The organism is Allohahella marinimesophila (genome assembly GCF_039538005.1).
GTDB lineage: Bacteria > Pseudomonadota > Gammaproteobacteria > Pseudomonadales > Oleiphilaceae > Allohahella > Allohahella marinimesophila.
This window is the reverse complement of the sequence record NZ_BAABBO010000007.1, coordinates 155828-182615: the sequence shown is the minus strand read 5'-3', so window position 1 is coordinate 182615 and position 26788 is coordinate 155828. Positions and strand designations below refer to the sequence as shown.

Annotated in this window: 21 protein-coding genes; 7 read left to right on the top strand and 14 right to left on the bottom strand. The window is 57.9% G+C overall.

Features of this window, described 5'->3' with window-relative positions; translation table 11 throughout:
• Nucleotides 1-118: 118 nt before the first annotated feature.
• Genes ABD735_RS06480 through ABD735_RS06455 form a run of 6 tightly spaced genes read left to right on the top strand, consistent with a single transcriptional unit; the run spans nucleotide 119 to nucleotide 7050 of the window.
• Entirely contained in the window at nucleotides 119-1933 is a 1815-nt protein-coding gene (locus ABD735_RS06480) for an IucA/IucC family protein (RefSeq protein WP_344804518.1), read from the top strand.
• On the top strand, nucleotides 1920-3671 hold the full coding sequence (locus tag ABD735_RS06475) for an IucA/IucC family protein (RefSeq protein WP_344804516.1): 1752 nt from the start codon (nucleotides 1920-1922) through the stop codon (nucleotides 3669-3671). Before ABD735_RS06480 ends, ABD735_RS06475 begins: the two co-directional genes overlap by 14 nt.
• The gene (locus tag ABD735_RS06470) at nucleotides 3643-4893 is read left to right on the top strand and encodes an AMP-binding protein (RefSeq protein ID WP_344804514.1); all 1251 of its coding nucleotides are present in this window, start codon (nucleotides 3643-3645) and stop codon (nucleotides 4891-4893) included. Before ABD735_RS06475 ends, ABD735_RS06470 begins: the two co-directional genes overlap by 29 nt.
• Before the next feature lie 32 nt (nucleotides 4894-4925).
• Nucleotides 4926-5195: a phosphopantetheine-binding protein gene (locus tag ABD735_RS06465; protein WP_344804512.1), complete on the top strand. Its 270-nt coding sequence runs from the start codon at nucleotides 4926-4928 to the stop codon at nucleotides 5193-5195.
• Entirely contained in the window at nucleotides 5192-6196 is a 1005-nt protein-coding gene (locus ABD735_RS06460; protein WP_344804510.1) for a DUF6005 family protein, read from the top strand. The genes ABD735_RS06465 and ABD735_RS06460 overlap by 4 nt, the downstream gene beginning before the upstream one ends.
• Complete coding sequence (locus ABD735_RS06455; RefSeq protein WP_344804508.1) at nucleotides 6193-7050, top strand: sugar phosphate isomerase/epimerase family protein; 858 nt, start codon at nucleotides 6193-6195, stop codon at nucleotides 7048-7050. Before ABD735_RS06460 ends, ABD735_RS06455 begins: the two co-directional genes overlap by 4 nt.
• A 4-nt stretch (nucleotides 7051-7054) precedes the next feature.
• On the opposite strand, the gene ABD735_RS06450 is transcribed toward ABD735_RS06455, so the two are convergent.
• From ABD735_RS06450 to ABD735_RS06410, 9 genes are all read right to left on the bottom strand, one after another.
• Nucleotides 7055-7339 (bottom strand): DUF2218 domain-containing protein, encoded by a 285-nt coding sequence (locus ABD735_RS06450; RefSeq protein ID WP_344804506.1) that lies wholly within the window; start codon nucleotides 7337-7339, stop codon nucleotides 7055-7057.
• An 18-nt stretch (nucleotides 7340-7357) separates the two neighbouring features.
• On the bottom strand, nucleotides 7358-8137 hold the full coding sequence (locus ABD735_RS06445) for an ABC transporter ATP-binding protein (protein WP_344804504.1): 780 nt from the start codon (nucleotides 8135-8137) through the stop codon (nucleotides 7358-7360).
• Nucleotides 8137-9216 carry a FecCD family ABC transporter permease gene (locus ABD735_RS06440; RefSeq protein ID WP_344804502.1) on the bottom strand — a complete coding sequence of 360 codons (1080 nt, stop codon included), beginning with the start codon at nucleotides 9214-9216 and terminating at the stop codon, nucleotides 8137-8139. The genes ABD735_RS06445 and ABD735_RS06440 overlap by 1 nt, the downstream gene beginning before the upstream one ends.
• 3 nt (nucleotides 9217-9219) lie before the next feature.
• Nucleotides 9220-10374 carry an ABC transporter substrate-binding protein gene (locus tag ABD735_RS06435; RefSeq protein WP_344804500.1) on the bottom strand — a complete coding sequence of 385 codons (1155 nt, stop codon included), beginning with the start codon at nucleotides 10372-10374 and terminating at the stop codon, nucleotides 9220-9222.
• Complete coding sequence (locus ABD735_RS06430) at nucleotides 10374-12332, bottom strand: TonB-dependent receptor domain-containing protein (protein ID WP_344804498.1); 1959 nt, start codon at nucleotides 12330-12332, stop codon at nucleotides 10374-10376. Before ABD735_RS06430 ends, ABD735_RS06435 begins: the two co-directional genes overlap by 1 nt.
• A gap of 103 nt (nucleotides 12333-12435) precedes the next feature.
• A complete protein-coding gene (locus ABD735_RS06425) occupies nucleotides 12436-13785 on the bottom strand; it encodes a sensor histidine kinase (RefSeq protein WP_344804496.1) in 1350 nt (449 codons plus the stop codon).
• Nucleotides 13782-14486 (bottom strand): response regulator transcription factor, encoded by a 705-nt coding sequence (locus ABD735_RS06420; protein ID WP_344804494.1) that lies wholly within the window; start codon nucleotides 14484-14486, stop codon nucleotides 13782-13784. Before ABD735_RS06420 ends, ABD735_RS06425 begins: the two co-directional genes overlap by 4 nt.
• A gap of 150 nt (nucleotides 14487-14636) precedes the next feature.
• Entirely contained in the window at nucleotides 14637-15602 is a 966-nt protein-coding gene (locus ABD735_RS06415) for an arsenic resistance protein (protein WP_344804492.1), read from the bottom strand.
• A gap of 22 nt (nucleotides 15603-15624) precedes the next feature.
• Complete coding sequence (locus ABD735_RS06410) at nucleotides 15625-17178, bottom strand: hypothetical protein (RefSeq protein ID WP_344804490.1); 1554 nt, start codon at nucleotides 17176-17178, stop codon at nucleotides 15625-15627.
• A gap of 312 nt (nucleotides 17179-17490) precedes the next feature.
• On the opposite strand from ABD735_RS06410, the gene ABD735_RS06405 reads away from it, so the two are divergent.
• On the top strand, nucleotides 17491-20508 hold the full coding sequence (locus ABD735_RS06405; RefSeq protein WP_344804488.1) for an EAL domain-containing protein: 3018 nt from the start codon (nucleotides 17491-17493) through the stop codon (nucleotides 20506-20508).
• Here the strand turns inward: ABD735_RS06405 and ABD735_RS06400 are convergent.
• Genes ABD735_RS06400 through ABD735_RS06380 form a run of 5 tightly spaced genes read right to left on the bottom strand, consistent with a single transcriptional unit; the run spans nucleotide 20497 to nucleotide 26752 of the window.
• Nucleotides 20497-24549, bottom strand: a complete 4053-nt coding sequence (locus ABD735_RS06400) for a DUF6701 domain-containing protein (protein WP_344804486.1) — start codon at nucleotides 24547-24549, stop codon at nucleotides 20497-20499. The two genes, ABD735_RS06405 and ABD735_RS06400, sit on opposite strands and share 12 nt — an antisense overlap.
• Nucleotides 24549-24959, bottom strand: a complete 411-nt coding sequence (locus ABD735_RS06395; RefSeq protein WP_344804484.1) for a type IV pilus modification PilV family protein — start codon at nucleotides 24957-24959, stop codon at nucleotides 24549-24551. Before ABD735_RS06395 ends, ABD735_RS06400 begins: the two co-directional genes overlap by 1 nt.
• On the bottom strand, nucleotides 24956-25747 hold the full coding sequence (locus tag ABD735_RS06390) for a PilW family protein (protein ID WP_344804482.1): 792 nt from the start codon (nucleotides 25745-25747) through the stop codon (nucleotides 24956-24958). The genes ABD735_RS06395 and ABD735_RS06390 overlap by 4 nt, the downstream gene beginning before the upstream one ends.
• Nucleotides 25747-26256, bottom strand: coding sequence for a type IV pilus modification PilV family protein (locus ABD735_RS06385; protein ID WP_344804480.1), 510 nt, complete (start codon nucleotides 26254-26256; stop codon nucleotides 25747-25749). Before ABD735_RS06385 ends, ABD735_RS06390 begins: the two co-directional genes overlap by 1 nt.
• Nucleotides 26246-26752 carry a prepilin-type N-terminal cleavage/methylation domain-containing protein gene (locus ABD735_RS06380; protein WP_344804478.1) on the bottom strand — a complete coding sequence of 169 codons (507 nt, stop codon included), beginning with the start codon at nucleotides 26750-26752 and terminating at the stop codon, nucleotides 26246-26248. Before ABD735_RS06380 ends, ABD735_RS06385 begins: the two co-directional genes overlap by 11 nt.
• Nucleotides 26753-26788: the final 36 nt, after the last annotated feature.

Genomic DNA, 26788 nt, shown 5'->3' with positions numbered 1-26788 from the left:
AACAATTGTAACTTTTGTTGCTAATGATACTCATTCGCATTTAAATAATCTCACTCTTGATGCTCAAACGTGTGCTGGCCATGGCCAGCCACGCGAGTCAAAAACAACAGGTGAGATCATGTGCCAATCGGCCAGGACGATTGCAGAGAACGAGACGACCCAGACTTTCATCAATTGCTATCTTCGAGAAGTAGACGCTGGCTGCTGGCACAGGCTGGCTGAGTGGCGGGATATTGCAGGCCGGATTACGCCCTTTCGCGGTAGCCATGTGCTCGAGCTGTCACTTGAAATGCAGCGCGCCACCCTCGCGATCGACATTCACTATCGTTCCCTGGTTGGGCGCCATCAGCTCGGGGCCATACTTCTCAGGCAGCGCGCCACTAGTGAATGGACTACGGTAGACCCTTTCGCGGCGGTGCAATTGCTCGTTGGGGAGATGTACTTCCGCATCGGTGGCGACAGCTCTGACTTATTGAAAACCAAGTCGCTGGAGCTGTCCTGTCGACTGCTGGACAGTTATCAATTGATGGCGCGCTATATCAAGGCGCGTCGAGACGACCCGGCGCTGGACGGCGATCGCTTCATCGAATCTGAACAATCGATGCTCTATGGTCATTGGGCCCACCCTACCCCGAAGAGCCGGCAGGGTATGCTGGACTGGCACCATGAGCATTACGCGCCTGAACTCGCAGGATGCTTTCAGCTGCACTATTTTGCCGCGAAGCGCGATCTGATCCTGCAACACTCGGCAAATCGCATGACTGCCGAGGAGATGGTGCTGGACGGTCTGAAAGGCTGTCTGCATACGGTGACACTGGATAGCCACGAAGTACCGCTGCCCAGTCATCCGCTGCAGGCGCAGTGGCTGTTGCACCAACCCCACGTGCGACAGGCGCTGGCAGCCGGTCTGATCCGAGACCTGGGACCGCTTGGTCCAGCATTTACGGCGACATCCTCCGCTCGCACCCTGTACGCAGCAAACAGCCCATGGATGTTCAAGCTCTCCATGCCGGTCAAGATCACCAACTCGCTCCGCTTCAACCAGCGCCATGAGCTGCGCGCCGGTGTCGTCATGTCGAAGCTGCTGCGCAAGAGCGCCTTCTGTCAGCGCCATCCACGATTCCAGCTGCTTGAAGATCCGGCCTCGATGACAATCGACCTGCCAGGTATCGCACTCACAGGTTTCGAAACCATCATTCGCGCAAACCCCTTCAAGCCTGGCGAAGACCGGGGCATCCATTCGATCGCAGCACTGGTTCAGGCGCCGCTGCCAGGCCGGAGATCGAGACTGCTATCACTGATTGATGACCTGGCACAACGAGAAGGCCGCAGCAAGGATCAGGTGAGTCGGGACTGGTTCTGCCGCTATCTGCAATGTGCGGTCGAGCCTTTGATCAAGCTGCTCGACGAGCACGGCATTGCCCTTGAAGCGCATCAGCAGAACAGTCTGCTCGATGTGTCACAGGGCTACCCCCGCCGCTATTTCTATCGTGACAACCAGGGCTTTTACCTCGCCAATACCTATCGCCCTCATCTCGAAAAGCTGGAGCCTGACCTTAGCGCCACACCAGAGCTTTTCTATGCCGACGACCTGATTCAGGATCGCTTCGGCTACTACCTCGTCGTCAACCAGCTGTTTTCGGTCATCAATCGCTTCGGCATCGATGGTGTACTCAAGGAAGAAGCCCTGCTCGCAATCGTGCTGAAACGGCTCGTTGCGCTGCGGCCCGTTTTGCGCGTTGCTGGACGGGCACTGGTCGATGGCCTCCTCGCCAACAGGGAGATGCCCTACAAGGGGAATCTACTCACGCGTATCCACGATGTTGACGAACTCACCGCCCGACTGGAACAGGCCGTCTACACCCGCATCAAGAATCCGCTGTCCATTTTCAGCTATGGTGCATTGCCGGAGACAGCCAGTGAGGTCGCCTGACAAACGCGTACGACGTCAGCTGCTCGAGGCCTTGCTGTTTGAGCGTATCGTTCCGAGCGACGAACAGATACTGGAGAATGGATCGATACGAGTGAGCCTCGATCTGGACGGACTGACACTGGTCTGCCTGGTTCGGGTGACTGCTTTCGGACGAATTCGCCTGCAGGACGAGCAGGTGCACTTCCTGAACCAGCAAGGCCATACGCGACTGGCTGACTGGCGCAGCATCGTGAACGCGTTGCCGGTCGAGACGACGGCCAAAGCCAGGCTGCAGGCGGAACTGGGACAGACGGTCAGGCTGTGCACATGGAATAACGCCAGTCTGGACGGCAATTCCGCGAGACGGCACCTGAACCAGGATGCGCTAGAAAGCGCCATCCATGAGGGCCACCTCTATCACCCAAGCTTCAAGGCCAGGCTTGGTTTCACCCTGGGCGATCATGTGCGCTTTGGGCCGGAGTCGGCGAAGGGTTTCGCACTGGAATGGCTGGCCGTGCGCCGGACACAACTGCATCATCGCCTCCCCGAGCCGGCTGAGGCATTCGCCGAGCGGGAGCTTGGGCGCGAGGCCTGGGATCATCTCGGCACGGCCCTGTTCATGCAACAGGCCAGCTGGGATGACTACATGCCAGTGCCGATCCACCCCTGGCAGTGGCAGCACCTGAGTCAGGCATTACAGCCGGCCCTCACCCGTGGCGATATCATCCATCTTGGCCTTGCGGGCGATGAATACTGCGCCACCCAGTCGCTACGAACGCTGCAGAATCGTGCCTGGCCGTCGAAGGCCAACCTAAAGCTGCCGCTGAACGTGGTCAACACCTCGTCGGTACGCAGCCTCGACAGTCACTCCGTGTGCACCGCACCGGTCGTTTCACAGTGGCTGCGCGATGTCGTGGCGACCAATGCCTTTCTCAGTGAACGTGGGCTGGTGATACTGCAGGAATACGCTGGCTTGCTCTACTGCCCTGCCGACGCCTGCGAAGCCGAGGCGCTGGACGGCCAGTTGGGCGCCATCTGGCGCGAAAGCCTGCATCCCTATCTGCAGCCCGATGAGTCGGCCGTACCCATGACAGCCCTCATGTTGACTGAAGCCGATGGCAAACCCTTCGTGCATCACTGGATCGTGCAGCACGGCCTGGCCGCCTGGCTGGCCCGGTTGATCGAAGTCGCGGTGCTGCCGGTGTGGCATCTGTTCGTTGAAGAAGGCATTGCTGTTGAAGCGCATGCCCAGAACTCGATCCTCATCCATCGTGATGGCTGGCCAGAAAGACTGGCGCTGAGAGACTTTCACGACAGCGTCGAATATGTCGAAGGCTTTCTCAAGCGCCCCGAGTTGAAGCCGGACTTCGCGAAGCTGAACGCAGCGTACGCGCAGGCACCTGAGGACCGCTACTACTGGATGTCCAGCATCGAAGCCTTGCGCGAGCTGGTGATGGACACGCTGTTCGTCTTCAATCTGGCCGATCTCTCATGGCTGCTCGAAACCCATTACGACATGCCTGAATCACTGTTCTGGCAGCATGTTCGCAGGCATCTGCTGCAGCACGTGCAGACCAGGAACACGACTGCTGAACGATGGACAGCGGTGGATGTCGATGCCGGCTTTGTACCCGCGGAATCGCTGCTTGCGCAGAAGCTCGGCATGGCGCAGCAGCGTCACCTGATCCCCAACACCTTATCGCCCCTGCAACATAAACGGAGCTATGCCCATGTTCCATGTGAACGACACGTTCTTTAACGCGGACGACCTGCAGCGCTATTTCCGCCACTTCGAAGCCGTACCTGGTCTGAGAGGCTGCCATGGGCAACGCTACGCCATCTGCCTCGCTGATGCGGCTGAATGGCTGGCCCTGTGTCTCTATCTACGCGCCAACGGTGGCTCGGTCATGCCGCTACACCCGGCGACACCGTTGAAAGCCGCACTGCGGCAAGCGCGCCGTGGCAATTGCCACCAGTTGCTGTTCCATAGCCTCGAAGAACCAATCTCGCTGACCCTGAGATCCGGCGACACCGAGGCGGTGCTGGTGCAAATGAGCTCCGGCACAACCGGCGAGCCCAAGTGCATCGAACGTAGCTGGCGCTCTATCGACCGCGAAGTCAGGGCCTATATCCAGCATTTTCCTATCGCGCAGACTATGCAGCCGGTCATTGCCTGCCCTGTTACCCACGCCTACGGCCTGATCTGCGGCGTGCTGGTCGCGCTACAGCGCGAGCTCATGCCGATCATAGTCACGAATATCAATCCAAAATACACGCTGAAAAAAATGGCGGAGCATCCGCAGAGCCTGCTGTATTCGTCGCCGGTCTTGATCAATACCTTGCTGAAGCTGCTGCCGCCAGGCCAGCGTCTGCATGCGGTCATGACTTCAGGCGCAGTCATGCCCGCCCCTTGTTTCGACCTGCTGCGGCAGAAGGCCGATCACTGCTTTCAGCAATACGGTTGCTCCGAAGCTGGCTGCATCGCCATCAACCAGGACATGCAGGCCGCCAACGAGCTCGGCAAACCGCTACCACATCTTCAGGTGAGAGCCGGCAGAAAACCGGGAACACCAGGCGAGATTCAGGTGAAGTCAGGCGGTCGGATCATCAACACGCGCGATTTCGGCGTCTTTGACGAGTCGGGCAATCTGAGTTTCCTGGCGCGTCTGGATGACACGATTATTGTCGGCGGCATCAACGTGTATCCACAGGAGGTCGAAGACGTGTTCCTTCAGCGCCCGGAGATTACCGATGCCGTGGTGTTCAAGCGGCCGGATGAATACGCTGGTGAGCGTGTGTGCCTGAAATTCGTGGCCAGGATACCGCTGGAGATCAGCCGGCTGCGCAGCTGGAGCACCGCTCATCTCTCGCCGCATCAGGTGCCTATGGACATCAGCCAGGTCGACGACATTCCCCGCCTGGATAACGGCAAGATCAACCGTCGTCAGCTGATCGAAGAGCCGCAAGCGCTCTCCGCCTGACCGTTCACAACACAACAATAGCGAGCACGAACATGGATAAGCCCCTGATCTCTGAAATTCGCAGAGTCCTTCAGGACAAAATGAATCACCCGCATATGGCAGCCTTTCACGACAACGCCAGGCTCAATGAAGACCTGTGCCTGGATTCACTGCTCACACTGCATCTGATTCTGCTATTGGAGCTCGACCTCGGTGTCGAGATTCCCGACGACCAGCTTACGCAGGCTGACTTCGACACTGTCGGCAGTCTGGCACGCTTTCTGTCAGGCCTGCAGATCAAGGCTGTGGGTACGTCGGTATGATCAAGGTGCACTGCTTCGTCAGCTGTGTCTGCGAAATTATCAAGCGCACGCCGGGCGTGGATCATCGACCTTTTTATTTTGGTGTGTGGGATGCGGACTTTTCGCTCAGCGAACGCTACCGGATATCCTACCATTCCGAACACACCGGGCATGAGTTCTTCAAGACCTGGTACGAGTTGCTTTATGGCATCAGAATTCACGAATGGTATGACCGTGCGGCTTCCAAGGCGGAGAATCTCGAACATCTGATCACGCTGGTGGAGACGCGGGCGGAGCACAGGCACATCATGGTGATGCTCGACCTGTATCACCTGCCGGAACGCGAAAACAAGTTCAACCAGAATCCCTTTCCACATTACGTCATGCTGCAGGCAACCGAAGACCCTGAGGAATGGCTGATGCTGGACCCGGATTTTCGCTGGGAAGGCCGACTGCCAAAAGATCAGATTCTCAATGCGGTTGCCCAGCCGACGGTAGCCGGGGGCTTCTACTTTGACGGTATCGATATCACCCACAGCTCGGCGGATACCATTCGTGCCTACTTTGCCCAGTGCATGAAGCGCGAGGCTAACCCCTTGACGGATGCCGTCCGGCAGATGATCCGGGCCCATATCGCAGGCGAAAACGACCTGACGCTCTCTGACCTGAACCTGGCGATGCGAGAGTTGCCCGTGCTCTCCATTCGCAAGTACGCCTATGAGCATGCCTTTGCATGGTTTTACGAAGCGCTGTCCCTGCCCTGGGACGAGTTCGAAGACTGGTGTGATGTTATTGAACTGCTGGTGAAGACCTATCGGCTGATCCAGTATCGGAGCATGAAAATGGTGATGACCGGCGATGTCTCACAGGCCGCGGAGCTCTATCAGTTGCTGGACCAGCAGGACAATACCGAGTTCAGAATCAAGAACGGTTTACAATCGCTGTTCGAAGACTGGAGTCGTCGTTCGCTGCAGCTGAGCGCCCATCCCACTGTCACCGAGCGCACGGAGACCTGCCGATGAAACTGTCAATCTGTACGATCTCCTTTCGTCATCACCTCACGTCGATCGATCAACTGGCGCAGTGGGCGAGCACTCACCACTTCGACGGCATCGAGCTCTGGGGTATTCATGCCACAAACCTGGCGAACACCCCGCAGTTCAATGCCGCCTGGATCGAGCGCCTGGGGCTGGGCGTGTCCATGCTGAGTGACTACCTGCCGATGGAGGGGCCAGAGGCCGTCATGCTGGCCAAGGCTCAGTCGCTGTGCGCGCTGGCAGAGCACTGGAACACGCAAAAAATCCGCACTTTCGCCGGACATCGTTCCAGCACCGACACTAGTCCGGCCGAGCGACGCCAGATCGTCAGTCGTCTGCGCCAGCTCTGTGAATTACTGGCGGAACACGACCAGCAGCTGCTTATCGAGACGCATCCGAATACGCTTGCTGACTCACTGGCCTCGACGATGAGGCTGTTAGCCGAAGTGAATCATCCCGGACTCCGAATCAACTTCGATGTCCTGCACGTGTGGGAGTCGGGTGAAGATCCGCTTGAGGCATTGGCGCTCATGCGACCTTTCGTGTCGCACTACCACCTCAAGAACATCGGCTCACGCGAACAATTGGGCGTATTTGCGCCGCCCAATGTCTACGCGGCGGCAGGCAGCCGTGAAGGTATGGTGCCGCTGTTCAGAGGCGCTGTCGACTATTACGACTTTCTCTGCCACCTCCTGCTGGACGAGGCCTCGGAGGCCTCACTTGAATGGTTCGGTGGTGACGCAGAAGCGGTGTTGAAGCAGGACTGCACAGAAATAAGGCAACTCGAGCGCGCACTGCAACGCGAACTCACGCCATCAAGGATGGTGATGAGCGGCTGACGGCTCAGACATCCCACCCAAGCACCAGCTCATCCTTTTCACCAAAGCGGTCGAAATGCCGCTTCATGGTATCTTTGACATCCTCCAGATCTTCCTCGTTCGACGACACGCAGAATAGCTTGAGCGCAGCTGAGTCTGCCTTGAGATCGCAGGTCCCCACCTTGAAATCGATACGACCGGTGGTGTCGCCAAAATCGACGGTTACCTTGTGCTGAAAATGTCGGCACAGCTTTTTGAGATACAGGCCGGCGGATGTTGTGGCTACAGTGGCCGTCGCAACGACTGACATTCATTTTCTCCTGATGGACTAATGGGGAGACACCGCGCGGTCGGTCAGCACCATGGGTGACCCCCTGGAGCAATATTCGACTCGCCCTTCGATGCCATAGGTGGCGCGAAGCAGCGCTGGCGTCAGGACATCGGCCGGGCTGCCCTGAGCCAGCAGACCGGCCGGGCCCAGTACCAGCAGCTCGTCGCAGAAGCGCAGCGCCAGATTGATGTCATGGCTGGCGACCAGCGCGATGGCGCCGGAGTCCGCCGTCGCCTTTCGTACCGTTTCCAGCACATTGAGCTGCCAGTGCAGATCCAGTGCGCTCGTCGGTTCATCCAGCAATAGCAGGCGAGGCTGCCGCACCAGCACCTGGGCAAGACCAACCATCTGCCGCTGCCCGCCTGACATCTCGCTGAGCTTGCGAAAGGCCAGCGCCTCGATGCCCAGTGTCGTAAAGGCGGTCTCCAGCGCTGCTTCCACCTGTGATGCGGACAAATCATGGCGAACCGCGCGACAGGCACTGAAGACGGTCTCATAGGCGACCAGCGTCGTCGCCTGCGGCAGCGTCTGTGGCAGGTAACCCAGGGCGCGGAATCGTTCGGCTGGTGATAGCCGCCTGAGATCCTGCTCGCCCAGATGGACATCACCCCGATAAGGCAGCAGGCCAGTAATGGTCTTGAGCAAGGTGGACTTACCGACGGCGTTCGGCCCGATCACCGCGACCAGCGACCCTGCCGCAATGGGCGACAGACTCAGATGGTTCAACACTGGGCGCTGACGATAGGCCACGCTCAGATCGGTCACGGTCAGCGCCATCAGCTCAGCGCCCGCCCGCGGGTCACGATGAGTGCGATGAACAGCGGAATGCCAACGAGCGCAGTAATAATGCCCACAGGCAAAACCACCCCAGGCACCAGCGCCTTGCTCACGATCGAAGCCATCGACAACAGCAGCGCACCGGCAAGCGCACTGCCGGGCAGATAGAAACGATGGTCTTCGCCAAGCAACAGGCGGGCAATATGCGGAGCCACCAGCCCGATAAAACCGATTTCGCCGACAAAAGCCAGGGCCACGCCCGTGAGCAGACTAACCCGCAGCAGCGCCATCAGACGCAGGCGCTCAACCTTGATGCCAAGGCTGCGGGCCTGCTCTTCACCAGTGCGCAGGGCGGTCATGGCCCAGGCCTGATGCCAAGAAAACGGCAGGCAGGCCAGTAGCACAGCGCCGACGATCGCCACCTTGTCCAGATTGGCCCGCGCCAGGCTGCCCATGGTCCAGAACACGATCTGCTGCAGTGACTCTGCATCAGCGATGAATTGCAGCAGGCCCACCAGTGCATTGAGGCCGAACAGCAAAGCAATACCGAACAGCACCACCATGTGGACCGAGGCGCCCAGATAGCGAGCCAGCACCAGAATCAGCAGGGAGGCCGCCGCGGCAAACACGAAGGCCGTGAATGGCATGATGAAGTTGTAGGGTAAGCCAAGCGAAGACAGATCGAACAGTATGGCCACAGAGGCGCCAAGCGTGGCTGCTGCGCCAATACCGAGTGTATAGGGGCTGGCCAGGGGATTATTCAGCACCGTCTGCATTTCAGCCCCGGCCAGGCCCAGGCTGGCACCGACCACGATGGCCATCAGGGCATACGGCAGGCGCACGTCCCAGACGATGATGCGCGTACTCGCTGCCAGGTCCTCCGGACGCCAAAGTGCCGCAAAGACGTCTCCAAACCCGAGCATGGATGGCCCGTTGGCAATATCGAGCAACAGCGAGATGGCAGTGGCCGCCGCCAGCACGAACAGCAGTATGAGCCGCAGGACTATAAAGCGTCTGTACTGTCCTGCCAGCGAGTTCACCGCCGGATCAGGCCTTTCCAGGCTGGTCAACTTAGCCATCGTCTACTGGAATTCGCTTGCATCGAGATCCACCCAGTAAGTGCCTTCGAGCGGCACCGGCTGAAAGCGTCGAAACAGTTCTGCGAGCGTCGCCTGTGGATCAATATCACTGAAGCGCTCCGGGTAGAGCCATTTGGCCATGGCCTGCACCGCGACGACGTTCAGCGGGGTGTTGTAGAAGTGATGCCAGATGGCATGAGCCCGGCCCTGCCTTACCGCGGTGAGTTCAGCCGTGCCACTGCGCGAAAGCGCTGCGCTGAAGGATTGCCTCGCAGTGTCCTCATCGATGCCCGCACCGAGCGCTATGAAGCGTGGTTCATTGCCGACCGTCTGATCAGATCCGATCGCAGTGGCGATATAGACCGCCGGCTGCTCGGTCAGCAGGAATTCCAGATTCATCACGCCCGCATGACCGGGCACCTTTTCAGCCGCTACGTTTTCTGCATTCAGGTACTGCAGGAAATCCCCCATCATGCCGTTGACCATGGTTTCACAACAGAGATCCTGGATACCGACACGGCTATGCAAAAACACCTTTGGTGCTTTAAGGTCATCCTTGAGTCGGCTGCTGATTTTCATCAGTTCGGCCTGATAGAACTCGAGGAACTCGCTGGCCTCAGCCTCACGATCCAGAACCTTGCCAAGCAACTCGATACTGCGCGGGGTATTTTCCAGCGGTTCGCGGCGAAAATCGATAAAGACGACAGTGACACCGGCGCGCTGTAGCAGGTCGATAAGATATTCGTCTCGGGCGGATGGGCCATGGCCTTCTATGCCGAATATGGCGAGATCCGCGTCGAGGGTGAGCACCTGCTCGATGCTGAAGCTCTCAGCCGAAGCATGGCCAATCTGGGGTATGTCATCAATGTGGGGAAAGGCCTGCTGGTATTGCCGGTAACTACCAGGATCGGCCAGCTTGAAGTCGGCCAGCATGCCCACGATCCGCTTGAGCGGCCGCTCACGGTCCAGAATGGCCAGCGCCGGAATATAGCGGCTCTCACCGAGTATGAGCCGCTCGACCTTGGCCGGTATATCTACCTGACGGCCGGCCAAATCGGTCACTGTCATGGCTGTGACCTGGTTTGCGAGCAGCAGAAGCAGCAGCACTGCGATGCAGTGCGGCAAAAGGCGGTGGTATTTGAGTGATTTAACGATCATCAGATGCGCCAGGCGACACTCAGACGCGCGTCGCGACCTGGTTCCGGGAAGCCCTGGGCAATCGGGCCGTAATCTCCGTAGCTGGCGTGATCGCGATAGTACTTGTCGAAAATATTCTTCAGCGTTAGTGTCAGCTTGAGCTCATCACGCTGCAGCGGCAGCCATTCGGCATACAGGTCGTGCACCCCGTAGCCGGCCTTTTCGTTATAGCCATCGGCCACCGTTTCGAGACGCTGGACAATACGACCATACCAGCCTAGCTGCAGGCTTTCGCTATGCTGGTAGTGCAGCTCAGCCACCCAGGTATCACCGATGGAGGTACCCACCGACCAGTTGTCGTCGTGCAAGGGCACCCCTTCAATTTCAGGGCGACTGTAGTTGAAGCTCAGCGCCGCGAACACCTGGTCCCACTGATAGCCGACCTTGGTGAAGAAGCCTTCGTTTTCGAGATCGCCAACATTTGTCAGTACGTTTTCCACATCATCGATCACGTTGTCTATGCGCGAGGCGTATACCTTGGCGCTCACGCTCAGCGCGCCCGGTACGTAGTTGAAACCCAGCTCGGCATTCTTTGCTTCTTCGGCCTCCAGGTCAGGCGAGTTGGTGTAGAAGTCGAGCACGAAGGTCTCGTTGACCAGTTTACCCCGCAGCGCTTCGGCATAGGTCAGGAATAAGTCCAGCCTCTCTGTGGGCGAATAGGTGATGCCGGCATTCGGACTGAAGCCTGTTTCCCGGAACTTCTGATCGTTGGCATCGTCCAGGCGGAAAATATCGTAGCGCGTACCGAGGCTCAGCAGCCACTGATCGGCCAAGGCATACTGATCCTGTATATAGACGCCCGTCACTGTGGCCTCTTCCGTCTCAGTCGGCACGGTGGCATCTGAGCGGTTTTCGAGAGTGCCTTCGTCTTCACGATGATCGACCCCGTAGGTGAGCGAGTGTGCGCCGAGCCGGCTGGTATTTCGCAGGTCGATACCCCGGCTCTCTACGCCGCCGTAATACAGGCCGAAGCGACCATCCTGCTCGAGGAATGCATCAGTCTGGTACACCGTTGCCCGCATATCGATGACATCAGAGCCTTCAGGCTGCAGCAAGTAATTGAAGGTGGTGGTCTCACGCTCGCCTCTCTGATCTATCGGATTGTTCCGTTCACTCGGTATCCAGTGCGGACGCTCGAGCCTGAAACCATCTGTGTCCTGAAGCTCGTAACTCAGTTTGAGCGTCTGGCCACCGCCCAGTTTGCCTACGATCTTGGCAAAGCCCATTTCTTCTTCAGCATCGGTAAATTTGAGCTCATCACCATTGCCATCGGTAAATTCGCCCTCGTCCAGCTTCGATAGTGAGGCCATCGCACTCCAGTCGTCACTCATTCGGCCAAATAGTGTGGTGCTCGCCTTGTAACCTTCGGTGTTGCTGAAATAGCCGGCCTTGAGCAAGGCACCAATCCGCTCATCCGGCCGCAGCAGATCTTCAGGGTCAACAGTCACGAAGCGGATTGCACCGCCCAGGGCGCCAGGCCCATTGGTAGCGTCGCCCGCTCCGGCCTGGATGCCGACCTGCTTCAGCAGCTCCGGTTCGATGGAAATCCGACCCTGGTGGTGAAAGAGATAGCCGGCCTGCGTCGCGCCATCTATAGTGACGTTAAGCAGAGTATCTTCGAGACCGCGGACATAGATCTTTTGTGAAACACTGTTGGCGCCGCCAACCGCGACCGAGGGGTCAGCCCGGAAGACGTCCTCGAGATCGTTCGCCTGCAGCTGTTCGATGTCTTCACGCGTCACCACCTGCTCAGCGTTTTCCGGCGTATTCTCTACCACGGTCATCGTGCCCAGTTCGATGACCTCGCCAGCACCTGCAGCCGACTCGGCCTCTGCCATTGCCGGTGAACTGACCATGACGCCGGATATGGCGATTGACAGTATGGTACGTCGAAATAAACTCTGACCCGCAGCACTCATTTACCACTCCCCTCAAATGAGAATCAATATCAATTGCGGGCTATTCTTGTTATCGGCGGCTTGCAAGTAAACAGCTTTTACATTTGTTACATCGAGACGGGCATCAGTTCCCGCTTGGCACGAGGGGCAGGCAGATCATCACGACCAGCCCACCTTGCGGGCGATTGCCCGCCTGAATAATGCCGCCCGCCGCCTCCACCTGCCGTCGTGCCAGCGCAAGGCCCAGGCCGAAGCCCCCACGCACCCGCTCACGAGCTTTGTCCAGACGGAAAAAAGGTTTGAAGATGTCCTGAAGATTAGCCTCGGGCACGCCGGCCCCCTGATCGCTGATATCAAGGCGATAGCGGCTGTCTTCACGCTCGAGCTTCACACTGACCTCTCCGCCTGGCGGTGTGAACCGCAGTGCATTCCGAACGATATTTTCGATAGCCTGTGCCAGCACGCGATGGCTACTATTCGGCAGAGGAGCTACTTCCGGTAAGACGGCCTCGACAGAGCGGTCCGGAAATTCAAAACGGGCATCATCGAGAATACTGTCTATCAGATCGCTCAGATCCAGTGACTCCTGATCCAGGCGCGGCCGCTCATTTTCCAGCCATGCCAGTGTGAGGGTATCTTCGGCAAGCCGCCGCATGGCCACAGAGTCTCGGCGGATGCGGGCGAGCGCCATGTCCGGCTCGATACCCTGCTCGATGCAACTCACGGCGACGTCTATGCGAGTGAGGGGTGTGCGGATCTCGTGCGAGAGATCAGCTATCAGTTGACGCTGTGTCAGGATGAGCGTGCCAGTTCGCTCGGCCATACGGTCGAAGGTGGCAGCCAGCGCGGTGATTTCGTCCTTGCGTGAGCCGAGGCCGGACTGCACCCGGACATCATATTTACCTTCGCTGAACTGCCGGGTCGCTAGCTCGAGCTGTCTCAGGGGCGTGACGAGATGTCGGTACAGCAGCACGCTCAGCAGTATCAGTAACAGCAATGGCAGTCCCAGTTGCAGCAGAATGTTGGCCTGCTGCCAGTACATGCCCGGCCGCATGCGCTGCGGCAAGGTAATCAGAAAGTGCGTATGACGGTCCGCAAAGGTGATGTCCATGATGGGGTTTTCAGTGAAATAGAGATGGATCTTCCATTCCACATTCCGGCCCAGCCGAAAACTGTCGACGAAGGTGGATGAGAGACTACCGGCCAGCGGCTCGATACTCGACCGCACCACGGCGGCCCAGGTCTGCTCTTTGAGCTGCAAGTCGGCCAACCAGCGATTGAGCGCCACCATGTCGCCGGCCAGGTAGAGGGCCTCGGCGGTTTCGCCATATTCGACCAGCGTATCCTGATGCTCTTCTGCAATAAAACTCATGGCCTGCTCGGTACGCAGCGTCAACAGGCTGACGAGCCAGAATAGCGCGACCGAACCCGCTGCGATGATCAGACAGAATTTCCACAGTAGTGGCCTGTTCACGAGAAACAGTATCCAGTGCCATGCACCGTCTGCAGCCTATCGGCAGCCAGGCCGGCATCGACGAGCTTTCGCCGTACCCGACTCAGGTGCATATCGAGGCTGCGATCGTAACGACTGAATTCGCGTTCGAGCACCAGGCGATACAGGTAGGCTTTGCTCAGCACTTCATGCCGGTGCAGCGCCAGCACCCAGAGCAACTTGAATTGAATGGGTGTAAGGGTGACCGCACAGCCATCGACCTTGACCGACTGCTGCTGACGGTCGAGTTGCAGCGTGTCGACCACCAGCTGCTGCTGACCGCCCCGTGGGTGGCCAACACCCATCGCCCGCCGCAGCAGCGCCTCGATGCGTAAGAGGAGCTCTGTGAAATTGAAAGGTTTTGGTACGTAGTCGTCTGCCCCTTTACTGAAGCCCACGATACGCTCTTCTTCCGCACCACAGGCTGTCAGGAGCATGACCGGCGTCTGCCGCGTCTTGCGCAGATGGTTGAGCACCGAAAAGCCATCCATGGCCGGTAGCAGGACATCCAGCAGAATCAGATCGAAGCTGCCTCTGAGCGCCGCGATCAAGCCTGCCTCGCCATTGAATTGTTGCTGAATATCGTAGCCCCGGCTTCTTAGCAGGCTGCTGAGCTGATCGCTGAGTTCAGGATCATCTTCGACGATGAGTATCTGGGCCTGTCTTTCGAAGGCAGCTGACATAAGATCCCAATCCGTGGATGGAAACGGTGCCTGGCTACCAGGCTGGAACCCTATTATCGCTAAATGAGAAGCATTATCAACTAGAGGATGTGGATTGGGGCTTTATTTTGATGCAGACAGCGTGCAGTTCAACGCAATGCGGGGCGCCGATCAGTCAGGATCGGTGACCAGCTTCGGCACCAGCTTTACGTAGATAAGTTCGCCAAGCAGCTCGACCAGGGTCTGGGTCACGATGACCGCAGCGACCAGGGTGCGCATCGGGTCTGGTAACGCAAATGCCAGTGGCAGGACGACCAGAGAATTTCGCGTGCTGGCGCTGAATACCAGCGCGCGGCCCGCGCCGGTCTCGAGTTGAAAACCCAGGGCGACATACTTCGCTACGAGGGGCATGATGAGCATGAAAGCGATATAGGCTGGCACGGCGCTGGCAATCAACCAGAGGTGACCGGATATTTTTGGCACCTGCGAGGCAACGATGATGAACAGGACCAGGGCCATGACCGGTACCGGGAGCCACGCTGTTGCGGCATGCCATTGTCGAGCCAGGCGGTGTCGCGCGCTCAGCCATTCTGTGAGCACTGCGCATGCCAGTGGTACGGCGATGAGGATCAGAAACGCGCGCAGCAGTGGCCCGGCCTTAAAGAGACTGGCGGCGGCCTCACCAACGATAAGCCAAAGGTAGACAGGAATCAGGATGATCTGCAACAGCAGCAGCAGTGGCGTAGCGGCCAGTACCAGCTTCGCATTTCCGCGCCCAAGATGAGTGAAGACGACAACATAATCGATACAGGGCGCCAGCAACACCAGCGTTACCCCAATCACTAAAGGCGGTTCATTGGGAAGAAAACGCGTCAGTACCCAGACAAGCAGAGGCACAATAATGAAATTGGCCACACACAGCGCCGACATGAAGCGCCAATGAGAAAAGGCCGCGCGAAGCTGGAGGAATGGGATCTGAGCAAACATGGCATAGAGCAGAACAGCGAGGACTGGCTCGATCCAGGCTTCAAGCAGAAGCCCTGATGTCGGCAGGAAGGCACCAAGCAACAGCCCGGCTAACAGAGCGACGAGATAACAGCCGACCTGGCCTTCCTCAACTTGCTTGAGCGTTACCATGGCAGCTGTTTAATGATCCCGACTAGTTACTGAACAATTGGCAGCCGTTCTGCTGATCCCGTGCTATGCCGTTTGGCATCACAGCGATACAGAGCACCTCGTCGTCATCATCAGACAAGTTTGTCGATACTACGCTGTCCTGCTGGCCATCGAGTGAAACGAATCGCAGCGCTCGTTTAGAATCACCTGATGTTTCAGCTTCATACAGCAGACCAGATCCATCACGAGCCCAATACAACGAGCCAAACGGCCGGTCTGCAGAAGCCAGGGTTTGTCGGGTACCGAACCCGCCTCCATCGCTGATATAAAGCCGGCCCTGATCGCGACCGTCAATATAAGCCAGATATTGACTGTTCGGTGAAAAGACGGCACTGCTCGCCCTGACCTTGGTGCCAGGATCTACCAGTGGGTAGGTGATGGTTGAACTGCCATCGGCTCTCGCCAGCAAAAGTTGGTACTGTCTGTCTTCAATGGCCACCATGGCGACGCTGGCATTATCCGGCGCCCAGACAAAATTACGCGCCGAGCTCAAGCCAGTCGAATCTTCTGCGGACACCTGGGTATTGGCACCGCCGGAGACCGGGGCCACAAAAATACCGCCTTTACTCGGTGCAAACGAGGCGATATATCGGCTGTCTGGAGACCAGCGAAGTGCAAGAATGCCATCACCGATATTTAGGGTATTCACCACTTCAGAACGCACGCCCCTATCGGCCTCGTACGAAGTCAATACTGGCGCCCTGAACGGCACGCTAGATATGTAAGCAAAGCGGTCTTCATCAGCAGACCAGGCGCCCCAACTATTGGAGAAAAGATTGCCGATACCAACAGAGACTGCCTGCATCTCACCGATGGCAGATACACTGAAATAGGTCATGCCGTAGCCGCGCTTCACAGAAATGCCCAGGAATCGACCACTGGCGGACCAGCTGTAACCCGATCCACTGAGAAACTCGGACTCGTTATCCCACACTACGCGTCGATTGGACGAGCCATCAGCTGACACCAGCCACAGTTCGTCTTTCTTTTTGGAATCACTACTACTGATAATGTAGGCCAGCTGGCTGGAGTCCGGGCTCCAGGTCACGCTCCGGACCGCCGAATTGCGTTTGATATCGCTCGACAACTTCTGCCGGATACTGCCATCACGGTTGGTCACGTAGAGGTCCAGGGCTTTTGCACGATCATGCTCTGCGACGTAGGCCGCCCAGCGTCCGTCAGGCGAGAGGACAACGGAGGAGACCTTACCGTTCCGCTGCGGGTTACCAGACAGCTCTACCAGGTTCTGGCCGTCGATATCGATGGCGTACAATTTCTGTTCGTCACCATCGTCTTCGGAGGATATATAAGCTACTGAACGCTCGAAGGGCGCGGCGGTATCGGTCCCACCCGTATCTCCTGGTTCCCCCGCAGGCGAACCAGGAGCAGGCCCGCCCCCAGAAGGCTCCCCACCCGCGGGCGGCGGTGGGTTGGCAGCACCTGAAGAGCCGCGACCGCCAGTCTCCTCGGCACACGCACCAAGCGTGAGCATGATGACCGCAGCGAGTATCGCTCTAACTGGACTTGCCGACTTCATAAAGCTACCTGACCCTTTCATTTGGAGCGCCCCTGGGCATGCGGAAACGACTGGCCAAAAACTGACCAACGATGCTTCAACACACGCAATATAACTCAGGGCAGGGAATTCACGTTAATTTGTGTAATTGAAATTACAATCTATTACAAAGCATTTACATAGGCTCTTCGCATGATGGGTAATGCCTGACATCGCGACTCCCCGCCCTCCCTCGATAAAGCCCATGAATTGGACTAATCTGGTATAAGTTTCTGCTCAGCGCGTCTCTACCGATAAAAGGCCGCTAACTTTTCCCCGAGAGTGAACAGCGCCATGCCGCGGCATTCACCTGATCAGACCGATTCACTCACCCGCCGAATTGCCGCTACAGCGCACCTGGCGGAGTGTTTTCAGCATGCGGCCAGACTCTGCCTGCGTCTGGCGACTCGTCTGAGCCCCAGCGCTCAAGGCACCGCTGCACCTGATGAACTATCCCGCCAGCCGGATGACCGCTTCGAATGGCTGGTAAAGGGCATCGATGAGTTCGCCATTATCTGGCTTGATCCACTCGGTCAGATAACCACCTGGAATGCCGGTGCGCAGCGACTGCACGGCTACACTGAGGAGGCCATGTTGCATCGGTACTGGACCGTTCTTTTCAGTGCTGACGATGCAGCATCAGGACTGCCAGAACGCTTGCTGGCTCAGGCCGTCGATGAGAGCAGTGTACATTTCGAGGGCTGGCGCAGTCGTCAGAACGGCTGTCGATTCTTCGGTCGAGTCAGTCTGTCGGGGCTAAAAGACAGCGAAGGCAAGCTGCTTGGTTTTTCTCTGCTCACCCAGGATTTCACCGTCACCAAGCAGGCCAGTGACGAGCGCATTCTATTGCGTTCCATACTCGAAACAGCACTCGACCCCATTGTGGTCATCGATGAGCGCGGCATCATAGAAACCTTCAATCCAGCGGCCGAGCGCACCTTCGGTTATCGCTGCGAAGACATCATCGGGCTCAACGTCAACACGCTCATGCCAGCGCCGCACCGGGCGAAGCATGACAGCTATCTGCATCGCTATCTCGCTACCGGCGAAGCGAAAATAATCGGTGTGGGTACGCAGGCCTCAGCCCTGCGCAAGGACGGGACGGAATTTCCTGCTGAGTTCGGTATCAGCGAAATGATCATTGACGGTCGCAGGAAGTTCACTGGCGTCATCCGGGATATCTCTGAACGAAGACTGAGTGAGGCGGCCATCGAGAGCCGTAATCACAAACTGGCTGAAGCCATACAGCGTCTCGAAGAGGAGAAAATGCTGTCTGAGCGAATGATCAACAGCATCCCAAGCATTTTTTATCTGTTCGATGCAAACGGCCGCTTCCTGCGCTGGAACAAGCCGTTCGAGGTTGTCACCGGCTACAGTGCCGATGAAGTCAACCGATCGCATCCCCTCGACTATTTCATGGCAGCAGAGCAAACATTGGTGGCGGCCGCCATCCAGCAAACCCAGGAGAGTGGCCACGCCACTGTAGAGGCCCGCTTCAAAACCAAGAGTGGACAACTGATCCCTTACTGGTTCACTGGCGCCCGAATCGATGTCGATGGCGAGCCTCATCTCGCGGGCATCGGCGTCGACATGAGTGATCGGCTTGAAACCGAGCAGGCACTCCGGTTACGCAATCGGGCAGTCGAAGCGAGCCCCAATGGCATCGCACTCATCGGCCTTGGCGATGAGCCGGGACTCATCGGCTACGTCAATCCCGCGCTGAAACAGATGCTTGGTCTGCTGACCTCGACTGCGGTCGGCCAGAACTGGGCCGATATCTTCTTCACGAATGAGGAGCCCGAGCGGCTGAACAGTCTGTACGCCATTCTTGGTACCGGAGAGGAAGTGCATGTCACCCTGCGGCTGCTCCGTAGTGATGGCACTGAGTTCTGGAGTGACCTGTACGCAGCACCGGTTGCGAACGACAAGGGTGAGTTTGCCCACCTCGTAGCCGTGATTGTGGATATTACCGAAACGAAGCGTTATGAAGAAGCGCTTGAGAAACGCGCCAACTTCGATGAACTCACCGGTCTTGCCAACCGCAACCTGCTGATGGACCGCCTGCAGATGGCGATGGAACACTCCCGCCGTACCGGTCAGGCCGTAGCCCTGATGCTGATCGACCTCGATAATTTCAAGTATATCAACGACACCCTCGGTCACGGCGTTGGCGATCAGGCCCTGCAGCAGGCTGCGCTGCGGCTTCAGTCCTGTCTTCGCGCAGAAGACACCGTGGCCAGGATCGGCGGAGACGAATTCGTCATTGTGGTGTCTGAGGCAGTCGACAAGGTGTTTATGGCGGCGCTTATGGGACGTATCCTCGAAACGATCTCGATACCCGTACCCACGACAAGCCGACAGTTACAGCTGACTTGCAGTATTGGCGTGAGTCTGTTTCCTGAAAATGGCGAGGATGTCGATACACTCTACAAGCATGCCGATATTGCGATGTACCAGGCCAAGGCCCATGGGCGAAACAATTTCTGGTTCTTCACTGAAGATCTCAATCTGCGTCTGAATGAGCGTGTGCATCTGGAGCACAGCCTGCGCCAGGCCCTGGATGGACATCAGTTCACCCTGCTCTATCAGCCCCAGATCGACCTGAATTCTGGCGAGATCATCGGGGCGGAGGCCCTGCTACGTTGGCATCACCCCGAGCTCGGACTCATCGAGCCTGACCGATTCGTGCCGATTGCCGAGGACACTGGCTTGATCATCGGTATTGGTGACTGGGTGATGAAGGAGGCGACTCGGCGCAACAGACGTTGGCAACTCGATGGTCTTCCGCCGCTGGTCGTGGCGGTCAATCTCTCGGCCAGGCAATTTGCCGAGGCCGATCTGGTGCATCGAATAGAAACAGCACTCAACGAGGCGGATCTCGACCCTCGTTATCTCTGCCTGGAGATTACAGAAAGTCATGTTATGCAGGAGGCGGAACAGGCAGTGCAGACCCTTCATCAGCTGAAGGCGCTAGGCGTCATGCTCTCCATTGACGATTTTGGTACCGGCTATTCCAGCTTGAGCTATCTGAAGAAGTTCCCAGTGGATGAGCTCAAGATCGACCGTTCCTTCGTGCGTGACCTGCACATCGACGTCGATGATGCTGTTATAGCTGAGGCCATCATATCGTTAGGGCACAGCCTCAATATTCGGGTGATTGCCGAGGGCATCGAACATGAGGAACAGCTGGATTTCCTGATTCGGCAGGGCTGTGATCACGGCCAGGGATTTTTCCTGGGCGAGCCTGTATCCGCCGAGGCGCTCGAAGCACTCATTCGCCAGCCCAGAACCGCGTGGCGATTAGTCGAGTGATTCGCGCCAGTAAATAATTCTGTCGTGCCCACGATATTGGCCGAAGGTGGCTATGGCTGAAGGGTCATCAGGGGCTCCATCAAGATCCCAGTCCAATTGCAGCCATTCAGGCACGGCATGTGTCAGCCGAACGGAGCCGGTCTGGTCGGCCAACGGTCGCGACAGTAACAGCGGTGCCGAATCAGCGAAATGACCGGCGAGGAAGGGCTGACTGGCGGGTTCTGTAGAACCGATCATTACCTTGGTATCTCCAGCTTCGAGCGCGCCCGTGAAGTCGTCCAGTGTAATCTGAGTGGTGTCATAGACGGAGCAGCTATCCAGATCGTTGACTGCCCAGGCGGTACCCGTCCAGTATTCGGATCGTACAGGGACGATCAGGTCAGCAAGCTCAGGTCCGAAGGCGTTTTCCATGGCCATTCTGCCGTAAACGATCCTCAGGGGCAGCGAGGTCGCGTCGAGCTCAAGCTGTAACGGCAGACAGCCGCCGGCTGAGTTCAGGCGATAGCACGCACCGTCAGCATCAGTGAGTTCAATAGCCGGGAAATCCAGATTGAAGGACGCGTTGAAAGGCTCGTCATCCAGAGGTGGACGAGGCGCAGCCCGCAGGTAACCCACTTGATCGCCAACGATTGTGATCGTCGCCTGACCATTGTATTCAGGCGCCGTAAGTCGATCGAAACTGCGGTGTGTCAGGTCCGGCGTCAGCGCGCTGAGCGTCACGGCGGTGTTGCTGTAATCAGGGACTGGATGACCGAATTTGAAAAATGCGCCATCGTAGTTCTGCGTGAGCACACCTTGCTGGTTATAGCCACTGACGGTCAGCTCTGGCGATACACTATAGTCGATGGGCTGCGACTGAAAACCAAATCCGCACCCTGTTGGCGCCTGCAACATCGGTGAATTGCCCTGCACTGACAGGAATGCGGGATAGAGGCGACCTACGATAGCTTCGACCGCTGGGTAGCTCACACCAAAGTAGGGCTCGGGTGACGCTGCCAGCCTGAAGATGCCGACCTCGCTCAGCGCCTGATCCGGTGTGGTCGCCAGCGCACCACTGCTGGCATCGATGCTGACACGATCATGTCGCAAGGTGCCCGGCGAGCCGCCAGACGGCGCTACGATCGAGTGGGTGAGCCCAATATCACCACGGAACTGTGTGGCCACCGGACCGAGCGTGCCGGCCGGGGTGGCACAACGAGCGCTGACTGTATGCTCGAAATTCGCGCCCGCGGGCACGAAGGCGCTGCAGTTCTGGTCCAGCGTGCTGCAATCGTGGTTTGCAGGCAGGGTCATTGCGAAGGCTTCTGGCGAAATCACCATGGCGCCAGTCGAACCGAGCAAGGGCATCAGCTCAGGCGTCGAACCATCATAGGGTGCCGTATCGTGAAGAAAATTCAGTGCCAGCAACTGCCCCGCGTCGGCGTAGCCAAGCGATGATGAAGCGACACCAGCCACGAACTCAAGCGTTATGTTGTCAGCGCTGGCCAGAGTGTCTGCATCCACCGCCGTACCATTTACCAACAGTGGCGCATTTATGGAATCCGGCTGCGGCGGTGCTTCTCCTGAGTCGAGGTTCATCGTGAACCAGGACTTGACACTTTTGGTGCCATCGAAGCCTTCGATGACCGTGCAGCTGCCTGAGCCGTCATCGCTCTGTCCAATCGCAGTCACTTGCAGATCAATGCTGCGACCGCAACTGAAAGGCTGTGCGCCTGTGACCGCCAGCCCCGCCGTTCTTACGTCAGTGGCTGATGCGGCAGTTGAGCTGATACCTGCCAGGGTATCGATGGCGGTCAGCCGCAGGTCCGGTGTTTCATCCCGATGATAAACAAAGACTTCTGCCTGGCCGCCTTCGCTGCCATCGAAGGTAATTGAATTGATAGGTGAACCACCATTGGCCGCCGCGAACAATACACTCTCACTCCCCCCGCTTGTGCTCAGATTCACCGTGCCGACATATTCTGTGAAAGGCGTGCCATCGTCGCAGCGCGCGACTATCTCCACCGGCATGCGGGTGCCCGGACAAGCCAGCCCATACGTAGGCTGAAGCAGATCGAAGCTGCCCAGCGAGCAGATATCGCAGGCCCTGGTCGCCTGATTGAGCAGGTCGATCTCGAAGACTTCCAGTACTCGGTCGTAGAGCATGATTTCGTCCAGCACACCGGCGGCGGAACTGCCTGGGGACTGGTAGGGTGAACTGTTGTCACCGAAATGCAGGTTGGCCAGCGCAGCTGGCATCTGACCGTTGGTATTGTCGCTCCCGGTCGCCACGGACTGTCCATTGACAAAGATCGCAGTCCGGTCGTTTTCATAATCCCAGGTCACGACGATATGGACCCACTCACCAGCGGCAAATCCGAGCGCCGAACTGCGCACATTGAAGTCCCGATCGGATGAGTCCTCATAGCTGAACAGCAGTGACCCGTTCGCTTCCTTGGAGAGATAGAAATACTTGTCCTGAGCGCTATTGACTCGCCGTTCGGTTGCATCGAAAAGCGTGCGACTGCGTCCATCGTTCCAATTGGCCCTGGCCTGCCACCAGAAGGAGATTGAACCAGCGGGACCGAGGACGGTATCGATGTCCACCCTGGTATCGATAGCATCCACAATGGCGCTTGAAGTGTTCTCTGGAATCGTAGCGCCACGACAGATATAGCCACGTCCAGCTGAACTGGCCGCGCCGACAGATATACCTGCGCGCCCATTGCCGGAGTAGTCCTCAATAATGACCCCTGCCCCACTCCAGCTACTTTGCTCAAACGCAAAATGCGCTACTGGCTGGGTATCGAACTCATCCAGCAGGAAGGCGATGAGATTCAGGCCAAAGCGACCTTTATCGTTGGGCAATGCGTAATTGGCTCCGCCGAAGTTGCCCGTAAGGAAATCGACATCGGTAGCGATGATCAGCTTCCCTGCGCCGGGGGCGTATTCCCCCTCATCCCAGCAGGCGACCGTGACCCTTCCATTGCGGTCACGCCCGCAAATGGTGCCGCCTGCAGCAAGCACTGAGGATTGGTTGAGATAGCCGAACTCGCCTATCTGGCCAAGCGGATTCACTACGCCGAAGGGACCCACGGGGGCCTGCAGCGGCGCGCTGATCGTGGTCGGCCCTGCCGACGTGCCAATGGTCGGAAAGCCGAGTTGCGCACCGACAGCGTCATGGGCAGAATCATCCTGAAGGAGAACGAGGTCTCCTCCACCGAGATGCCAGGTTTGGAGCGTGTTCCTATAGGCGCTGGCGTCACCGTCGGTCCACCACGAGGCGACGAAGGCGTCGATCTCCAGTAGCGAAGCCCCTGAAATACTCAACAGGTCGATCGTGTCGACTGTGGTCAGCTTCACACCGTTTGGGCCGAAATTGGCGGGGTTCTCGGCAGCGCTGCGAAAGGCTGACATTTCTGAGCCGTCCCAGGCCCAGTTGCCATTGTTTCTGGAGAACCGGCGGCTGTTGCCGCCGATAATATAGGTGGCCGCCGTCGTTGCTGGCCCGGTCTGCAGAGTCACCACGACATCGTCGACGTGCCAGTAATCGTAGCCACGGCCACTGCCATTGGTGAGTGAAAAGCGCAGTTGCAGGTCGCTGACTGCGGCTGACGCGGGCAGTGCGTAATGACGATCGAAGATCTCACCGGCTGCACCGCCCCCCTCGAAGCGTTCAAGTTCTACCCAGGTATTGGTCGCGTCTCGATACTCGAAAATCAGATCTTCCCCGGACTCCGGGTAGTCGCTACTCCAACCGTTATAGCCACGCTGTACCCAAACGGCGACATCGACGCTCTGAACATTCTCGTCGCTGCTGGCATCGATTCTCGGTGATGTGGCGTCTACGGGCCCCTCACCAATCCACATTGAGGTCCAGGCAGATTTATAAATGAAGTAGCCCGTGGTGACCTCGCCTCGCCCACCAGAGCGCCGCCAGTCGAAAGCGCCTTCGAAGTTGTCGCTGAACACGACGATCGGCTCGGCTGAGACTGGGGCTGAATACAGCGCGGCTACCGTATAAAGCCCCAGCCAGAGCCTGAATAATCGCTTGAGGCTCATCAATGCGCACCTATGACGACGGTGCGCTGGGCGCCGTCTGCTGGGGAACCACAACGGCCAGTGCTGGTCACGGTAAAGTATGGCTTTGTATCGACGACTTCCTCAACGCAGGTCAAGGCGGCCGAACAACCAGCCAGGCCCGGCTCGTCGAAATTGTGTGAGGCGGCTACCGCTGAGCAATTGTTGATGCCATTCGGCGGGGGGAATAACTGATGCATGGCCAGCTCTGCGCCACTTTCTGCGGCGTAAAAGGCTCGTGTCGACTGCAGACTGATCGAAAAGCCTTCTGCCGTGCTGCGCTCGAGCTGCGTGATTGACATCAACAGGAAGCTGAGAATAACGATCACAAACAAGGCTGTCGGAAGACCTAAACCGTGCTGGTGACGCTGAAGCTGAAGACGGCTGGTCATGGCAGATTACGGATAGCCGCCTCCTGTTCAACCACCAGTTGCTCGTTGCCTTCGAAGAGCCTGAAGCGGAAATTGACGACTGCATTACGCACCAGCGATGCCGGTGAATAATCGAACCGTGCGCTGTTCGCCTGCACTTGGTTGATCAACAGGGCCACGTCGGCCCCGGAGGGAGGCAAGGATCCTGTTCCAGGGTTGAAATCATAATTGCTGTAGCGATGGATGCTGGTGCCTGTCTGGCAATAGGCCTCTGGCGTACCGACGATATAGAAGCGTCTGGTTGGCGATTGCAGGGGGAAACGATGTGCTGCCGACAGGGTGACATCGATGGCACCGTTTCCGGGAGGCAAGGTGGCCGTTGCCTGAGTCAGCGCGCCTGTGGCTGAGGGAGTGTACAGTTGAGCAGTGTTGATCGGGTAGACGGCCATTCGACCGGACACTGCAGCACCGCGCTGGTCGGATACGGCTCTGATTGTGGTGCCGGGCAGGTCGACTGGAATGTCGATATAGGTGCTGGCAGTATATATCGGGATGAATTCGACACAGCTATTGCTCGAGTTTGTTCGCACGGAGTTTGGCAGCGCGCCCCGCAGGTCACGGGTGAGTTTCTCCGCAGCGACGAGGCCGGCCGTAGCCATCCGTTGGCGCTCACCGGTGTCGATGTAGCCGCCCACGCTCCGGGTGATGAAACTGGTGATGCCCACCCCCAGTACGCCAAGAATAACAATGACCATGATCAGTTCGGTGAGGCTGAAACCTCGTTGACTGCGGGTGGCGTGCTGTCGCATCAGAAGTTACTCCGATAGCGAGCGAAGGCCATGGAAGGTCCGCTTGGCGGCGTGACCGTTACCGTAATCAGCTTGAGGTTTGCAGCAGCGATACCTGCACGGCTGGTACATTCAACCTTTACGCTGACGCTGTAGCCCTCGTAGGCCACAAACTGGGAGCTGGTCTGCGACCGTGGCGGGTTATCGACCAGGCCATCATAATCGCCAAGGTCGTCGTAGGTTTCGCGGCTTTCACCACCTTCGGCACTGGTGTCGCAGGGATAAGTCGTAGACGGCACACCTCCGGACGGGGTGTTTTCATCGAAACGTTTCGGCGCTATCTCATCCAGATAGGCCTGAGCAAGCTGCAGAGACCGGTCCTGAATGATGATGTTACTACTGCGGCCGATGGTCGCCGACATGGCGCCAATGATGGCAGTCAGGGCGATACCCATCACGATGATGGTGATCACCAGTTCGACGAGGGTCACGCCCTGCTGAAGACTGCGGCCAAGACGACTACTGATCACATGGCCCCTCATGAGCAAAGCCAAGGGTGCTGAGGCAGACGCTTCTCTGTGGCTCGCCTGACAGGCAGATCAGGGTGGGTCGGCGCAAGCCATTTGGAGAGATGAGGTCGCCAGACGGATCGAAATGAACGGCGAAATCAGCGCCGCTGCCACCGCCGCAGCCTGTTGTACCGCTGTCTTTCCAGGTGATTTGCACGCCTTCCCGCGGTAGCTCACGGACAGTCTGGTAAACCCCAGGATTAACCCCATTGCTGACGGCCAAGATGTACTTGTCGTCAACGCTGGATATTGATAATCGTGTCGTGGTACTAGCGTGGCGGCCGAGCGCCACCTGCTGGGCAAGCCTGGATTGCGAGATGATCTGATCGTACAGTGCGAGGGAGGCATAGCTGCTGGTATTGCTGAACAAACCTATTCCCAGAACGGCAAGAGCTGATACCAGTAACAGGACCAGTATCAGCTCTACCAATGTGAAGCCGCGGGAATAACGGCTCACTGCATGGCGACCTTGTTCATCCGGATCAGTCAGGTG

What these genes read in the sequence shown, in the direction of transcription:
- ABD735_RS06410 (WP_344804490.1), bottom strand. Translation starts at nt 17,178, where the DNA reads ATGAAGTCGGCAAGTCCAGTTAGAGCGATACTCGCTGCGGTCATCATG.
- ABD735_RS06445 (WP_344804504.1), bottom strand. Translation starts at nt 8,137, where the DNA reads ATGGCGCTGACCGTGACCGATCTGAGCGTGGCCTATCGTCAGCGCCCA.
- ABD735_RS06450 (WP_344804506.1), bottom strand. Translation starts at nt 7,339, where the DNA reads ATGTCAGTCGTTGCGACGGCCACTGTAGCCACAACATCCGCCGGCCTG.
- ABD735_RS06480 (WP_344804518.1), top strand. Translation starts at nt 119, where the DNA reads ATGTGCCAATCGGCCAGGACGATTGCAGAGAACGAGACGACCCAGACT.
- ABD735_RS06440 (WP_344804502.1), bottom strand. Translation starts at nt 9,216, where the DNA reads ATGGCTAAGTTGACCAGCCTGGAAAGGCCTGATCCGGCGGTGAACTCG.
- ABD735_RS06390 (WP_344804482.1), bottom strand. Translation starts at nt 25,747, where the DNA reads ATGCGACAGCACGCCACCCGCAGTCAACGAGGTTTCAGCCTCACCGAA.
- ABD735_RS06470 (WP_344804514.1), top strand. Translation starts at nt 3,643, where the DNA reads ATGTTCCATGTGAACGACACGTTCTTTAACGCGGACGACCTGCAGCGC.
- ABD735_RS06420 (WP_344804494.1), bottom strand. Translation starts at nt 14,486, where the DNA reads ATGTCAGCTGCCTTCGAAAGACAGGCCCAGATACTCATCGTCGAAGAT.
- ABD735_RS06405 (WP_344804488.1), top strand. Translation starts at nt 17,491, where the DNA reads ATGCCGCGGCATTCACCTGATCAGACCGATTCACTCACCCGCCGAATT.
- ABD735_RS06400 (WP_344804486.1), bottom strand. Translation starts at nt 24,549, where the DNA reads ATGAGCCTCAAGCGATTATTCAGGCTCTGGCTGGGGCTTTATACGGTA.
- ABD735_RS06395 (WP_344804484.1), bottom strand. Translation starts at nt 24,959, where the DNA reads ATGACCAGCCGTCTTCAGCTTCAGCGTCACCAGCACGGTTTAGGTCTT.
- ABD735_RS06415 (WP_344804492.1), bottom strand. Translation starts at nt 15,602, where the DNA reads ATGGTAACGCTCAAGCAAGTTGAGGAAGGCCAGGTCGGCTGTTATCTC.
- ABD735_RS06460 (WP_344804510.1), top strand. Translation starts at nt 5,192, where the DNA reads ATGATCAAGGTGCACTGCTTCGTCAGCTGTGTCTGCGAAATTATCAAG.
- ABD735_RS06430 (WP_344804498.1), bottom strand. Translation starts at nt 12,332, where the DNA reads ATGAGTGCTGCGGGTCAGAGTTTATTTCGACGTACCATACTGTCAATC.
- ABD735_RS06465 (WP_344804512.1), top strand. Translation starts at nt 4,926, where the DNA reads ATGGATAAGCCCCTGATCTCTGAAATTCGCAGAGTCCTTCAGGACAAA.
- ABD735_RS06455 (WP_344804508.1), top strand. Translation starts at nt 6,193, where the DNA reads ATGAAACTGTCAATCTGTACGATCTCCTTTCGTCATCACCTCACGTCG.
- ABD735_RS06435 (WP_344804500.1), bottom strand. Translation starts at nt 10,374, where the DNA reads ATGATCGTTAAATCACTCAAATACCACCGCCTTTTGCCGCACTGCATC.